Source organism: Variovorax paradoxus (assembly GCF_022009635.1).
Taxonomy (GTDB): Bacteria; Pseudomonadota; Gammaproteobacteria; order Burkholderiales; family Burkholderiaceae_C; genus Variovorax.
On the sequence record NZ_CP091716.1, the window covers coordinates 974,032 to 988,080 of the forward strand.

General features: G+C 65.8%; 13 protein-coding genes. 10 read left to right on the top strand and 3 right to left on the bottom strand.

Features of this window, described 5'->3' with window-relative positions; all coding sequences use genetic code 11:
* Nucleotides 1-56 precede the first annotated feature (56 nt).
* On the top strand, nt 57-1,166 hold the full coding sequence (mnmA, locus tag L3V85_RS04810) for a tRNA 2-thiouridine(34) synthase MnmA (RefSeq protein WP_237678268.1): 1,110 nt from the start codon (nt 57-59) through the stop codon (nt 1,164-1,166).
* Nucleotide 1,167: 1 nt separating this feature from the next.
* Here mnmA and L3V85_RS04815 read toward each other — a convergent pair whose 3' ends face one another.
* The 3 genes from L3V85_RS04815 to L3V85_RS04825 all read right to left on the bottom strand — a co-directional run bounded on the left by L3V85_RS04815 (nt 1,168) and on the right by L3V85_RS04825 (nt 2,908).
* Nucleotides 1,168-1,659 (bottom strand): NUDIX hydrolase, encoded by a 492-nt coding sequence (locus L3V85_RS04815; RefSeq protein WP_237678269.1) that lies wholly within the window; start codon nt 1,657-1,659, stop codon nt 1,168-1,170.
* Nucleotides 1,660-1,689: 30 nt separating this feature from the next.
* Entirely contained in the window at nt 1,690-2,115 is a 426-nt protein-coding gene (locus L3V85_RS04820) for a DUF4019 domain-containing protein (protein WP_237678270.1), read from the bottom strand.
* A 76-nt stretch (nt 2,116-2,191) separates the two neighbouring features.
* Complete coding sequence (locus tag L3V85_RS04825) at nt 2,192-2,908, bottom strand: response regulator transcription factor (RefSeq protein ID WP_237678271.1); 717 nt, start codon at nt 2,906-2,908, stop codon at nt 2,192-2,194.
* A 443-nt stretch (nt 2,909-3,351) separates the two neighbouring features.
* Between L3V85_RS04825 and L3V85_RS04830 the strand changes: the two genes are divergently transcribed.
* From L3V85_RS04830 to L3V85_RS04870, 9 genes are all read left to right on the top strand, one after another.
* A complete protein-coding gene (locus L3V85_RS04830) occupies nt 3,352-4,482 on the top strand; it encodes a Re/Si-specific NAD(P)(+) transhydrogenase subunit alpha (protein ID WP_237678272.1) in 1,131 nt (376 codons plus the stop codon).
* A 30-nt stretch (nt 4,483-4,512) separates the two neighbouring features.
* Entirely contained in the window at nt 4,513-4,851 is a 339-nt protein-coding gene (locus tag L3V85_RS04835; protein WP_237678273.1) for an NAD(P) transhydrogenase subunit alpha, read from the top strand.
* The gene (locus L3V85_RS04840; RefSeq protein ID WP_237678274.1) at nt 4,848-6,347 is read left to right on the top strand and encodes an NAD(P)(+) transhydrogenase (Re/Si-specific) subunit beta; all 1,500 of its coding nucleotides are present in this window, start codon (nt 4,848-4,850) and stop codon (nt 6,345-6,347) included. Before L3V85_RS04835 ends, L3V85_RS04840 begins: the two co-directional genes overlap by 4 nt.
* A 99-nt stretch (nt 6,348-6,446) precedes the next feature.
* Nucleotides 6,447-8,126, top strand: coding sequence for a long-chain-fatty-acid--CoA ligase (locus L3V85_RS04845; protein ID WP_237678275.1), 1,680 nt, complete (start codon nt 6,447-6,449; stop codon nt 8,124-8,126).
* 51 nt (nt 8,127-8,177) lie between these two features.
* On the top strand, nt 8,178-9,182 hold the full coding sequence (locus tag L3V85_RS04850) for an ABC transporter permease subunit (RefSeq protein ID WP_237678276.1): 1,005 nt from the start codon (nt 8,178-8,180) through the stop codon (nt 9,180-9,182).
* A 4-nt stretch (nt 9,183-9,186) separates the two neighbouring features.
* Entirely contained in the window at nt 9,187-10,092 is a 906-nt protein-coding gene (locus L3V85_RS04855) for an ABC transporter permease subunit (protein ID WP_237678277.1), read from the top strand.
* Nucleotides 10,093-10,223: 131 nt separating this feature from the next.
* Nucleotides 10,224-11,252 (top strand): ABC transporter ATP-binding protein, encoded by a 1,029-nt coding sequence (locus tag L3V85_RS04860; protein ID WP_237678278.1) that lies wholly within the window; start codon nt 10,224-10,226, stop codon nt 11,250-11,252.
* Nucleotides 11,249-12,283: a dipeptide ABC transporter ATP-binding protein gene (locus L3V85_RS04865; RefSeq protein WP_237678279.1), complete on the top strand. Its 1,035-nt coding sequence runs from the start codon at nt 11,249-11,251 to the stop codon at nt 12,281-12,283. The genes L3V85_RS04860 and L3V85_RS04865 overlap by 4 nt, the downstream gene beginning before the upstream one ends.
* A gap of 36 nt (nt 12,284-12,319) precedes the next feature.
* A complete protein-coding gene (locus tag L3V85_RS04870) occupies nt 12,320-13,951 on the top strand; it encodes an ABC transporter substrate-binding protein (RefSeq protein WP_237678280.1) in 1,632 nt (543 codons plus the stop codon).
* Nucleotides 13,952-14,049 lie beyond the last annotated feature (98 nt).

A 14,049-nucleotide genomic window follows, 5' to 3' on the forward strand; every position in this document is an offset into this window, starting at 1 on the left:
CCCGATTTCCCACACGCCGAAAGCCGCTACCGCAAGGCTGGGACAATGGCGGGCTTATGGCAAAGCAACGGATCGTGGTGGGACTGAGCGGCGGGGTGGACTCCGCCGTCACGGCGCACCTGCTCAAGCAGCAGGGGCACGAGGTGGTCGGCATCTTCATGAAAAACTGGGAAGACGATGACGACAGCGAATACTGCTCGTCGAACATCGACTTCGTGGACGCGGCCAGCGTGGCCGACGTACTGGGCATCGAGATTGAGCACGTCAACTTCGCGGCCGACTACAAGGACCGCGTGTTCGCCGAGTTCCTGCGCGAATACAAGGCCGGCCGCACGCCGAACCCCGATGTGCTGTGCAACGCCGAGATCAAGTTCAAGGCCTTTCTCGACCACGCCATGCGGCTGGGCGCCGAAAAAATAGCCACCGGGCACTACGCACGCGTGCGCCGCAACGACGCCACGGGCAAGCACGAGCTGCTCAAGGGGCTCGATCCGTCGAAGGACCAGAGCTACTTTCTGCACCGCCTGAATCAGGCGCAGCTGTCGAAGACGCTGTTCCCGGTCGGCGAGCTGCACAAGACCGAGGTGCGCCGCATCGCCGAGGAAATCGGCCTGCCCAACGCGAAGAAGAAGGACTCGACGGGCATCTGCTTCATCGGCGAACGGCCGTTCCGCGATTTCCTCAACCGCTACATCTCGAAGGAGCCGGGCCCGATCAAGGACGACCGCGGCCGCAAGCTGGGCGAGCACCAGGGGCTGAGCTTCTACACGCTGGGGCAGCGGCAGGGTCTGGGCATCGGCGGCGTGAAGGAAAAGGGCGCGCAGCGCGGCTCGGGCGACCATTCGCCGTGGTTCGTGGCACGCAAGGACGTCGAGAAGAACACGCTGTGGGTGGTGCAGGGGCACGACCATCCGTGGCTGCTGTCGTCGGAACTGAAGGCGGACGATGCGAGCTGGGTCTCTGGCGAAGCGCCTGCCGCCGGGAGCTACGGCTCGAAGGCGCGCTACCGGCAGGCCGACGCGGCCTGCGAAATGGGCGCTGGTGAAGGTGGCAACCAGGCGGCGTTCAGCCTGCGCTTCGGCGAGCCGCAGTGGGCGGTGACGCCGGGCCAGTCCGCGGTGCTGTACGACGGTGAACGCTGCCTGGGCGGCGGCGTGATCGTCTGATTCACGGAACCGAGTACACCGATTCGTCGACCTGCACGATTTCGAGCGGGTAGCGCTTGCCGGCGAGGTAGTCCTCGACGCACTGCAGTAGCAGCGGGCTGCGATGCCGCGCCACGCTGGCGCGGATTTCTTCCGGCGTCATCCAGAGGGTGCGCACGATGCCGTCGTCCAGCGCGCGACCTTCCTCGAAGGCGCCCAGCGTGCCGGTGAAGCAGAAGCGCATGTAGGTCACGTCTTCGCCGCGCTCGGCCAGCGGGCGCGAACGCGCCATGTAGACGCCGACGAGCGCCGTGGGCGTGAAGTGGTGGGCGGTTTCCTCGAGTGTTTCGCGCACGCAGCCTTCCGCGGGTGATTCGCCGGGGTCGAGATGCCCGGCGGGCGTGTTCAGCCGCAGGCCGTCGCCGGATTGCTCCTCGACCAGCAGGAAGCGTCCGTCGCGTTCGATCACCGCGGCCACGGTGACATTGGGTTTCCAGCGTGTTGAAGCAGCCATTCGCGGTTCGTCTTTTTTGTATCTACTAAGCTAGCGCAGCACGTAGCCGCTGAAGCGCCATATGCGGTCGCGGTCGAGGTGAAAGCTCACGAGTTCGCGCAGCGTGCTGTCGGGCCTGTTGGAAAAGCGCGTCTCGTATTCGATGCTGACGTATTGGCCGGCGGTGTCGTCGTCGGGATCGGTCACGACCTGGCGGTTGACCGCGACCCATGTGCGCATGCGCGGCGTGCCGAACGGCGCCCGGCTGCTGGCGACCTGGTTGATGAAATCGGCGCGCTGCACGCGCTTGCGGGTGGCCGCCGTGGCGCCGTCCCAGAGTTCGCCGGCCTTGCCCTGGTCGATCATCTGGATCGCCTGCATCCCGCCCCGCACCATGTCGCCGGCCTCGACCTCCTGCGCGGCGGCCGGCCCGATCCAGCTCCAGAGCAGCGTGGCGGCCAGCAGCAGCCTGATCATGGGTTTCATTCGTCTCGTTTCGGTACGTCCAAAGACCGTTGGAGACTTTAGCGTGGCAGAGATTCCCACCAACTTTTCAGCGCATGTTGCCGACCTTGAGCATGGTGTTCTCGTCGATCGTCTCCAGCCGGTAGCCCAGTCCGTAGATGGCCAGCAGCAGGAAGCCATTGGCGGGGCGCAGGTCAAGCTTGGTTCGCAGGCGCGAGACGTGCGTGTCGAGCGAACGCGACAGCGCCTCGATGCCCAGCCCCCACACGGCTTCGTGCAGGTGCTCGCGCGACAGCAGCCGCCCGAGGTTCTGGAACAGGAACAGCGCCAGTTCGTACTCGCGGTTCTTCAGTTCGACCGGGGTGCCCCGGACTTTCAGCGTTCGTGAAGGCGGGTAGAAGTGATAGGGCCCGAACACCATTTCGGCCTCTTGGCGGCCGGGGTAGGAGCGGCGGAACAGCGCGTTGACGCGGGCTTCGAGTTCGCCCGCCCGTATGGGCCTGGCCATGAAGTCGTCGGCGCCGGCGTTGAGCCCCTCGACCATGTCGTCCTCGTCGCGACGGTCTGTCACGAAGAGGATGGGAAGCCGGCTCTTCAGCTCGAGCCGGATGGTCTTCACCACGTCGGGGCCCGCCATGTCGGGCAGATGCCAGTCGAGTATGAGCAGATCGAAGGTTTGCCGGCGCAATGACTGCAGCAGCGTCCTTCCTGCGGTGAACGTGTGGCACTCGTGCCCCAGCGCCACCATGGTTTGGTTGATCAGCCTGCGTTGGTCCGGGCCGTCGTCGAGTACAGCAATACGCATTCCATCCCTCTTTTTCCTCCCTTCGCCGGCCTCCATGAGCCGGCGATAGGAGTCAAAGTCTATCCACCCGCAACTGGCGCGAGAAAATCGAGATGCAACTAATGCACGCTATTCCGATTTTTCTAAATCAATCTAATAACATTTAGCTACTGTTGAATGCAAATGCCGATTTATTAAATCAACGGTTCTATTGACTTGTTAGTCGACTTGTTAATTCCCGGCGGTTTGCCGCAGGCCTTTGGGGCTGCTCAGGCCAGCCCGAGGGCTTGCGCACAGGGCTATCGAATACCCGAATTTGCTATCAATTGAATAGCTGCTATGCCAGCAGGCACAGGCCTTCCAAAAGAAAGCAGGAAGGGAATTTACGCGACATCGGACGCCTGTAATCTTGCTGTAAGCTCTGCCCGCATTCCGTGTGCCCCCCTTGCTCTGAGGAGATCTCTATGCTGATAGGCGTGCCTGCCGAGACCGTGGCTGGCGAAACCCGAGTGGCCGTAACACCCGAGACGGTGAAGAAACTGTCGGCCTCCGGGCACACGGTGCACGTGCAGTCGGGGGCCGGCATTGCGGCCAGCGTGACCGATGCGGCGTACCAGGCGGCGGGCGCGCAGATCACCGACCAGGCAGGCGCCTTCGGTGCCGACATGGTCCTGAAGGTGCGCACGCCCACCGACGCCGAGACCGCGCTGCTCAAGCCCGGCGCCGTCGTCATCGGCATGCTCAACCCCTTCGATGCCGCCGGCCTGCAGCGCCTGGCCTCGGCCGGCGTCACCGCCTTCGCGCTCGAAGCGGCGCCGCGCACCACGCGCGCCCAGAGCATGGACGTGCTGTCCTCGCAAGCCAACATCGCCGGCTACAAGGCCGTGATGATCGCGGCCGACAAATACCAGCGCTTCTTCCCCATGCTCATGACCGCTGCCGGCACCGTGAAGGCCGCGCGCGTCGTCATCCTGGGCGTGGGCGTGGCCGGGCTGCAGGCCATTGCCACGGCCAAGCGCCTGGGCGCCGTCATCGAGGCGTCCGACGTGCGCCCCAGCGTCAAGGAGCAGATCGAATCGCTGGGCGGCAAGTTCATCGAAGTCTCGTACGACACCGATGAAGAAAAGGAAGCCGCCGTCGGCGTCGGCGGCTACGCCAAGCCCATGCCCGCGAGCTGGCTGGCGCGCCAGCAGGTCGAAGTGGCCAAGCGCGTGGCGCTGGCCGACATCGTCATCAGCACCGCGCTCATCCCCGGGCGCGCCGCGCCGACGCTGATCACCGAGGACATGGTCAAGGCCATGAAGCCGGGCTCGGTCATCGTCGACATCGCCGCCGGCAAGGGCGCCGATGGCATCGGCGGCAACTGCCCGCTGTCGGAGGCCGACAAGACGGTGGTCAAGCACGGCGTGACCATCGTGGGCGAGACCAATCTTGCCGCGCTCGTGGCGGCCGATGCCTCGGCGCTGTATGCGCGCAACGTGCTCGACTTCCTCAAGCTCATCGTCACCAAGGAGGGGGCGCTGAAGATCGACCTGGAAGACGACATCGTCGCTGCCTGCCGCATGACGCAGGACGGCCAGGTCACCCGCAAGTAGACACAGCGATCACGCGAGGAGAAGAACCCCATGGATCCCGTATCCCATACCGTCATCAACCTGATCATCTTCGTGCTGGCCATCTACGTGGGCTACCACGTGGTGTGGACCGTCACGCCCGCGCTGCACACGCCGCTGATGGCGGTGACCAACGCCATCTCGGCCATCGTGATCGTGGGCGCCATGCTGGCGGCCGCGCTGACCACCACGCCGCTGGGCAAGACCATGGGCGTGCTGGCCGTGGCGCTGGCCGCGGTGAACGTCTTCGGCGGCTTCCTGGTCACGCGCCGGATGCTGGAGATGTTCAAGAAGAAAGAAAAGAAGACTGCCCCAGGTACAGCCAAGGCTGAAGAGGGGGCCGCCAAGTGAGCATGAACCTCGTCACGCTGCTGTACCTCGTTGCCAGCGTCTGCTTCATCCAGGCCCTGAAGGGCCTGTCCCACCCCACCACCTCGATCCGCGGCAACATCTTCGGCATGACCGGCATGGCCATTGCCGTGCTGACCACCATCGCGCTGATCCACGGGCTGACGGGTTCGCTGGGCGTGAGCTTCGCCACCGGCATCGGCTGGGTGCTGGCGGCCGTGGTCGTGGGCGGCGGCCTGGGCGCCTTCATGGCCAACAAGGTCGAGATGACCAAGATGCCCGAGCTGGTGGCCTTCATGCACAGCATGATCGGCCTGGCGGCGGTGTTCATCGGCGTGGCCGCGGTGGCCGAGCCCTGGGCCTTCGGCATCACCGCCGCGCCCGTGGCCGCGCTCATCGGCGCGCAGACGCCCGATGGCGCCGTGGTGCTGGACGGCTTCGTGCGCTATGCCATTCCCTACGGCAACCGCCTGGAGCTGTTCCTGGGCGCGGCCATTGGCGCCATCACCTTCAGCGGCTCGGTCATCGCCTTCGGCAAGCTGTCGGGCAAGTACAAGTTCCGCCTGTTCCAGGGCGCGCCGGTGCAGTTCAAGGGCCAGCACATGCTGAACTTGGTGCTGGGCCTGCTGACCATCGCGCTGGGCCTGCTGTTCGTGGCCACCGAGAGCTGGGGCGCGTTCTTCGCGATGCTGGCGCTGGCCTTCGTGATGGGCGTGCTGATCATCATCCCGATCGGCGGGGCGGACATGCCGGTGGTGGTGTCGATGCTCAACAGCTACTCGGGCTGGGCGGCCGCGGGCATCGGCTTCAGCCTGAACAATGCGATGCTGATCGTGGCGGGCTCGCTGGTGGGCTCCTCGGGCGCGATCCTGAGCTACATCATGTGCAAGGCGATGAACCGCTCGTTCTTCAACGTGATCCTGGGCGGCTTCGGCGGCGAGGCGGCCACGGCCGGCGGCGCCGCGAAGGAGCAGCGCCCCGTCAAGACCGGTAGCGCCGACGACGCGGCCTTCGTGCTGGGCAATGCCGAGACGGTGGTCATCGTTCCGGGCTACGGCCTGGCGGTGGCGCGCGCACAGCATGCGGTCAAGGAACTGGCGCAGAAGCTCACCGACAAGGGCATCACCGTGAAGTACGCGATCCACCCGGTGGCCGGCCGCATGCCGGGCCACATGAACGTGCTGCTGGCCGAGGCCGAGGTGCCTTACGACCAGGTGTTCGAGATGGAAGACATCAACGGCGAGTTCGGCCAGGCCGACGTGGCGATCATCCTGGGCGCCAACGACGTGGTGAACCCCGCCGCCCACACCAAGGGCAGCCCCATCTACGGCATGCCGATCCTGGAGGCCTACAAGGCCAAGACCGTCATCGTCAACAAGCGATCCATGGCCGCCGGCTATGCGGGCCTGGACAACGAGCTGTTCTACATGGACAAGACCATGATGGTCTTTGGGGATGCTAAAAAAGTAGTGGAAGATATGGGCAAGGCCATCGAATAGGCCCAAGGTTCTTGCCGCGCCGAGCGGCAGTTCCTCGCGGCGCCACCTCGTGCGCCGTTTTCGTTTTCAACAGTTCGACCCCCGGAGGAGACAAATCCAATGACCGACCGTCCCTGGCTCAGCAGCTACCCGCAGGGTGTGCCCGCAGATATCGATGCATCGCACTACCCCTCGCTGGTCGCGCTCATGGAAGAGAGCTTCTCCAAGTACGCCGACCGCACGGCCTACAGCTTCATGGGCAAGGACATCAGCTACGGCGAGACCGACAAGCAGAGCAAGGCCTTCGCGGCCTACCTGCAGGGCCTGGGCCTGGTGAAGGGCGATCGCGTCGCCGCGATGATGCCCAACTGCCCGCAGTACCCGATCGCGGTCGCGGCCATCCTGCGCGCCGGCCTGATCCTGGTCAACGTGAACCCGCTGTACACGCCGCGCGAACTCGAGCACCAGCTCAAGGACTCGGGCGCCAAGGCCATCATCATCATGGAGAACTTCGGCACCACGCTGCAGCAGTGCATTGCGTCCACGCCGATCAAGCACATCGTGCTGGCCTCCATGGGCGACCGCCTCGGCTTCCTGAAGGGCGCGCTGGTCAACTACGTGGTGCGCAACGTCAAGAAGCTGGTGCCCCACTTCAGCCTGCCCGGCGCGGTGCGCTTCAACGACGCGCTCGACAAGGGCGCGAGCGGCTCGGTCAAGCCCGTGGCCATCGGCCCCGACGACGTGGCCGTGCTGCAGTACACCGGCGGCACCACCGGCGTGTCCAAGGGCGCGGTGCTGCTGCATCGCAACGTGATCGCCAACGTGCTGCAGTCCGAAGCCTGGAACGAGCCGGCCATGGCCAAGGTGCCGGCCAACGAGCAGCCCACCGGGGTGTGCGCGCTGCCGCTCTATCACATCTTCGCGTTCACGGTCGGCATGATGCTGAGCATGCGCACGGGCGGCAAGCTGATCCTGATCCCGAACCCGCGCGACATTCCCGCCGTGCTGAAGGAACTGTCGAAGCACACCATCCACAGCTTCCCGGCCGTCAACACGCTGTTCAACGGGCTGGCGAACCACCCCGACTTCAACACCGTCAACTGGAAGAACCTCAAGATCTCGGTCGGCGGCGGCATGGCCGTGCAGGCCGCGGTCGCCAAGCTCTGGCTCGAGAAGACCGGCTGCCCGATCTGCGAGGGCTACGGCCTGTCGGAGACCTCGCCGTCGACCACCTGCAACCCGACCAACAGCACCGCCTACACCGGCACCATCGGCCTGCCGCTGCCGGGCACCTGGCTCAAGCTGCTCGACGACGAAGGCAATGAAGTGCCGCTGGGCGAGCGCGGCGAAATCGCCATCAAGGGCCCGCAGGTGATGGCCGGCTACTGGCAGCGTCCCGACGAGACCGCCAAGGTCATGACGCCCGACGGCTACTTCAAGAGCGGCGACATCGGCGTGGTCGACGAGCGCGGCTACTTCAAGGTGGTCGACCGCAAGAAGGACATGATCCTGGTGTCGGGCTTCAACGTGTACCCGAACGAGGTGGAAGACGTGGTCGCGCTGATTCCGGGCGTGCTCGAATGCGCGGCGGTCGGCGTGCCCGACGAGAAGACCGGCGAGGCCGTGAAGCTCGTGATCGTGAAGAAAGATCCGTCGCTCACCGAAGCGCAGGTGCGCGAATATTGCCGGGCAAATCTAACGGGTTACAAGCAGCCGCGAATCGTAGAGTTTCGTACCGAGATGCCGAAGACGCCGGTCGGAAAGATTCTTCGCCGCGAGTTGCGAGACTCCAAAAAGTAAGGGTTCGGCCCGGGTAGGGCCACGGCATCGATCTTGCATATTCGCGGGTCGATGTTTCGATTCATTCTGACCCGTGTGAGCCTGTTGGTGCCGACCTTCATCGGCATGACACTGCTCGCCTTTTTTCTCATCCGGCTCGTACCCGGCGACCCCATCGAGACGATGGCCGGCGAGCGTGGCATCGACCCCGCGCGCCACGCCGAACTGCGCACCGCCTACGGTTTCGACAAGCCGGTGATCGTGCAGTACGGCATCTACATCGGCCGCGTGCTGCACGGCGACCTGGGCAAGTCGATCATCACGCAGGACACGGTGATGAGCGAGTTCCTCGCGCTCTTCCCGGCCACCGTCGAACTCGCGGTCTGCGCCATTCTTTTCGCGCTGCTGCTGGGCCTGCCGGCCGGAATCCTGGCGGCGGTGCGGCGCAATTCCATCTTCGACCACGGCGTGATGGCCACGTCGCTCACCGGCTACTCGATGCCCATCTTCTGGTGGGGGCTGCTGCTGATCCTGTTCTTTTCGGTGCAGCTCGGATGGACGCCTGTGTCGGGGCGCATCGCGGTGCAGTACTACATCGAGCCCGAGACCGGCTTCCTGCTGATCGACTCGCTGCGCGCCGGCGACACCGGCGCGTTCTGGTCGGCGCTGCATCACCTGATATTGCCGGCCGTCGTGCTCGGCACCGTGCCGCTCGCGGTCATCGCGCGCATGACGCGCTCGGCCATGCTCGAGGTGCTCGGCGAAGACTACATCCGCACCGCGCGCGCCAAGGGCCTCTCGCGCCTTCGCGTGGTCGGGCTGCATGCGCTGCGCAATGCGCTCATTCCGGTGGTCACGGTGATCGGCCTTCAGGTGGGCGTGCTGTTCACCGGCGCGATCCTCACCGAGACCATCTTCTCGTGGCCGGGCGTCGGCAAGTGGCTCATCGAGGCCATCGGCCGGCGCGACTACCCGGTGCTGCAAGGCGGCATGCTGCTGCTCGGGGGCATCGTGATGCTGGTGAACCTGCTTGTCGACGTGGCCTATGGCGTCATCAACCCGCGCATCCGGCGCTGAGCTCATGGCCTCGACTCAAACAGTTTCCGCCGGTGCAAAAAGCACCGCCCCTCCCGGCCCCTTGCGCGAGTTCTGGGCGGCCTTCTCGGCCAACCGTGGCGCGGTCATCGGGCTCGTCACCATCATCCTGCTGATGCTGGTCGCGATGTTCGCGCCGTGGATCGCGCCGCATGCGCCGAACGAAACCAACAGCGCCGTCTTCCTGCAGCCGCCGGCGTGGCAGCAGGGCGGCTCCACGAGCTACCTGCTGGGCACCGACGCGATCGGGCGCGACATTCTTTCGCGGCTCATGTACGGCGCACGGCTGTCGCTGTCCATCGGCGTGGCGGTGGTGGCGCTGTCGGTGGTGGTGGGCGTGGTGCTCGGGCTGATCGCGGGCTTCTTTCGCGGCGTGCTCGAGATCGCGATCATGCGGCTGATGGACATCGTGCTCACGCTGCCCAGCCTGCTGCTCGCCATCGTGATCGTCGCCATTCTCGGGCCGGGGCTGGTCAATGCAATGCTCGCGGTGGCCATCGTGGTGCTGCCGCACTACGTGCGCATCACGCGCGCCGCCGTCATCGCCGAGGTCTCGCGCGACTACGTGACCGCAGCGCGCGTGAGCGGCGCCGGCACGCTGCGCCTGATGTTCCGCGAGGTGCTGCCCAACTGCGCCGCGCCGCTCATCGTGCAGGCTTCGCTCGGCATCTCCACGGCCATCCTCGACGCGGCGGCGCTCGGCTTCCTCGGCCTCGGCGCGCAACCGCCTTCACCCGAGTGGGGAACCATGCTGGCCGACGCGCGCGAGTTCGTGCTGCGCGCCTGGTGGGTCGTCACCTTCCCAGGGCTGGCGATCCTCATGGCCGTGCTGGCTTTCAATCTTCTGGGTGACGGCCTGCGCGATGCACTCGACCCCAAGCTCAAGCGCTAGCATGAAGCACACCCCCAGGCTTGCCCACTTCGTGTGGCCTCCTACCCCCTTGCAGGGGGCAACACCAGCGGCCCGGCAAAGCCGGTTCCGCGGTGTTCCTGGAACAGGCCTTTCGGGACGGAGCCACTGATATGCCTTTGCTTGATATCAAGGACCTGCACGTCGAGTTCCCCACGCAGGGCGGCGTGCTGCACGCAGTCGACGGCGTCAGCCTCACGCTCGAAGAAGGCGAGGTGCTCGGCATCGTCGGCGAATCGGGCTCGGGCAAGAGCGTCACCATGATGGCGCTGATGGGCCTCGTCGGATTTCCCGGCCGGGTGCGCGCGGAGCACATGCGCTTTGCGGGCAAGGAGCTGCTCGGCATCTCCGACAAGGCGCGCCGCTCGCTGGTCGGCAAGGAGGTCGCGATGATCTTCCAGGAGCCGACCACCAGCCTCAACCCCTGCTTCACCATCGGTTTCCAGCTGATGGAAACATTGCGGCTGCACCTGAAGCTCGACAAGCGCGAGGCGAAGCGCCGCGCGACCGAGCTGCTCGAGCAGGTGGGCATTCCCGCCGCGTCCTCGCGCCTGGGCAGCTATCCGCACCAGCTCTCGGGCGGCATGAACCAGCGCGTGATGATCGCGATGGCCATCGCCTGCAACCCGCGCCTGCTGATCGCCGATGAGCCGACCACCGCGCTCGACGTCACCATCCAGGCGCAGATCCTCGACCTGCTGCGCGACCTGCAGAAAGAGCGCGGCATGGCGCTGGTGCTCATCACGCACAACATGGGCGTGGTGAGCGAGATGGCGCAGCGCATCGCCGTGATGTACGCGGGCCAGGTGATGGAGCACCAGCGCGTCGACCACCTCTTCGCATCGCCGCAGCACCCGTACACGGAAGCGTTGCTCGCGGCATTGCCCGAACGCGTCGCGCCCGAGGGTCGGCTCGCCACCATCAGCGGCATGGTGCCCGGCGTGCACGACCGGCCGGCGGGTTGCCTGTTCGCGCCGCGTTGCAGCTACGTGACCGAGCGCGCCTGCCATGTGCGCCCGGCGCTGCGCGAATGGCAGGGCGCGGAGGTGCGATGCCACTTTCCGCTCGGCGAACCGGGGCGCAAGGCGGCCATCGAAAGCGATCCGCCGCGGCGGCGTGCGACCGACAAGGTGCTGCCATGAGCGAGGCATCGACCGGTGTGGTCGTCGAGGCGACCAACCTGCAACGCACCTACGACATCCGCCGCGGGCTGTTCCGTGCGCCGTCGCATCTGCGCGCGGTGGGCGACATCTCGTTTCGCATCGAACGCGGCCGCACGCTGGCCGTGGTCGGCGAGTCGGGCTGCGGCAAGTCGACGCTGGCGCGCATGGTCGCGCTGATCGAGAAGCCGACGGCGGGCCAGCTCACGCTGGTCGGCACCGATGCCGTCGATACGCCGGCCGAGCGCAAGCGCGAGCTGCGCCAGGCCGTGCAGTTGGTGTTCCAGAACCCGTACGGCTCGCTCAATCCGCGCAAGAAGATCTCGGCGGTGCTCGAAGATCCGCTGGCCATCAACACCACCATGGGCAAGCAGGAGCGCGCCGCCAAAGCCCGCGAGATGCTGGCACGCGTGGGCCTGCGGCCCGAGTACGCCAACCGCTATCCGCACATGTTTTCCGGCGGCCAGCGCCAGCGCATCGCCATTGCGCGCGCGCTGATGCTGAACCCGCGTTTGCTGGTGGCCGACGAGCCGGTGTCGGCGCTCGATGTGTCGATCCAGGCGCAGGTGCTGAACCTGCTGGCCGACCTGCAGGCCGAATTGGGGCTGGCGTATCTCTTCATCTCGCACGACCTTGGCGTGGTGCGACACATCGCGCACGACGTGCTCGTGATGTACCTCGGCCATGCGGTGGAGCAGGGCCCGAAGTCGCGCATCTTCTCGCGACCGCTGCATCCCTACACGCAGGCGCTGCTGGCCTCGACGCCGGGGCTCAGCAGCCAGCGCATCGTGCTCAAGGGCGAGCTGCCGTCGCCGCTGAACCCTCCCGCCGGTTGCGTGTTCAGCACGCGCTGCCCGCACGTGGCCGAGCGCTGCCGCCAGGAGCGCCCGCTGCCGCGCATGCTCGACGAGCGGCTGGTGGCCTGCCACTACTCGGAGAAGTTTCTCGACGGCGCGCCGCTCGTGCGCGCCGATGTTCCGTCGGCCGCCATCGCGATGGCGACGAATCTCTAGCAACCTGCTTTTTCAACCGTGTCCCAAGGAGTCCAAATGAAGACCCAGTCCACCGTTTCGCGCCGCTCACGAAGCCTGGCGCTCCTGGCACCGACAGCGATTGCGGCCCTTACCCTGGCCTGCGGCGCCGTGTCAGCCAAGACGCTGGTGTATTGCTCGGAAGGCAGCCCGGAGAATTTCTATCCGGGCATGAACACCACCGGCACCTCGTTCGACGTGACCACGCAGGTCTACAACACCATCGTCGAGTTCGAGCGCGGCGGCACCAAGGTCGTGCCGGGCCTGGCCGAGAAGTGGGACATCTCCGCCGACGGCACGGTCTACACCTTCCATCTGCGCAAGGGCGTGAAGTGGCACACCACGAGCAAGAGCTTCAAGCCCACGCGCGACTTCAACGCCGACGACTTCATCTTCATGCTCGAGCGGCAGTGGAAGGAGAGCGACCCCTTCTTCAAGGTCACGAGCCAGAACCACTCCTACTTCAACGACATGGGCATGCCCAAGCTGCTGAAGACTGTGGACCGCATCGACGACTACACGGTGAAGATCGTGCTCAACCAGCCCGAGGCGCCGTTCCTCGCGAACCTGGCGATGCAGTACGCGGGCATCCAGTCGAAGGAATACGCCATTGCCATGCTGAAGGCCGGCACGCCCGAGAAGGTCGACCAGGACCCGATCGGCACCGGGCCCTTCTACCTCGTGCAGTACCAGAAGGACGCGGTCATCCGCTTCAAGGCCTTCCCGCAGTACTGGGGCGGCAAGGCCAAGATCGACGACCTGGTGTTCGCGATCACGCCCGATGCCTCGGTGCGCTGGGCCAAGCTGCAAAAGGGCGAGTGCCACGTCATGCCGTACCCGAACCCGGCCGACCTCGACGCGATCCGCAAGGACCCGAACGTGCAGGTGCTGGAGCAGCCCGGCCTGAACGTGGGCTACCTCTCGTACAACACCACGAAGAAGCCCTTCGACGACGTGCGCGTGCGCAAGGCCATCAACATGGCGATCAACAAGAAGGCCATCATCGACGGCGTGTACCTCACGACCGGCGTGGCCGCGAAGAACCCGATTCCGCCGACCATGTGGTCCTACAACGACGCGGTGAAGGACGACCCCTACGATCCCGAAGCCGCGAAGAAGCTGCTGGCGCAGGCCGGCTACCCCGACGGCTTCTCGACCGACCTGTGGGCCATGCCGGTGCAGCGCCCGTACAACCCGAACGCCAAGCGCATCGCCGAGCTGATGCAGGCCGACCTGGCCAAGATCAACGTCAAGGCCGAGATCAAGAGCTTCGAGTGGGGCGAGTACCGCAAGCGCCTGCAGGCCGGCGAGCACCAGATGGGCATGCTGGGCTGGACCGGCGACAACGGCGATCCGGACAACTTCCTCTACACGCTGCTGGGCTGCGCCTCGGCCAAGTCGGCCAGCGGCAGCAACATCTCGAAGTTCTGCTACCAGCCTTATGAAGACCTCGTGGTGAAGGCCAAGAGCACCGTGAAGCAGGCCGACCGCGATGCGCTCTACAAGAAGGCGCAGGTGATCTTCAAGGAGCAGGCGCCGTGGTTCACCATCGCGCATGCGGTGCAGCTGAAGCCGGTGCGCAAGGAGGTCGTAGACTTCAAGCTCAGCCCCTTCGGGCGCCACACGTTCTACGGCGTGGATATCAAGTAACCCCCCAGGCTGCGCGCACTTCGTGTCGCTTCGCCTTCCCCCCTGCCGGGGGCAACACCTGCGGCCCGGCGGAGCCGGTTCCGCGGTGTTTCTGGAAT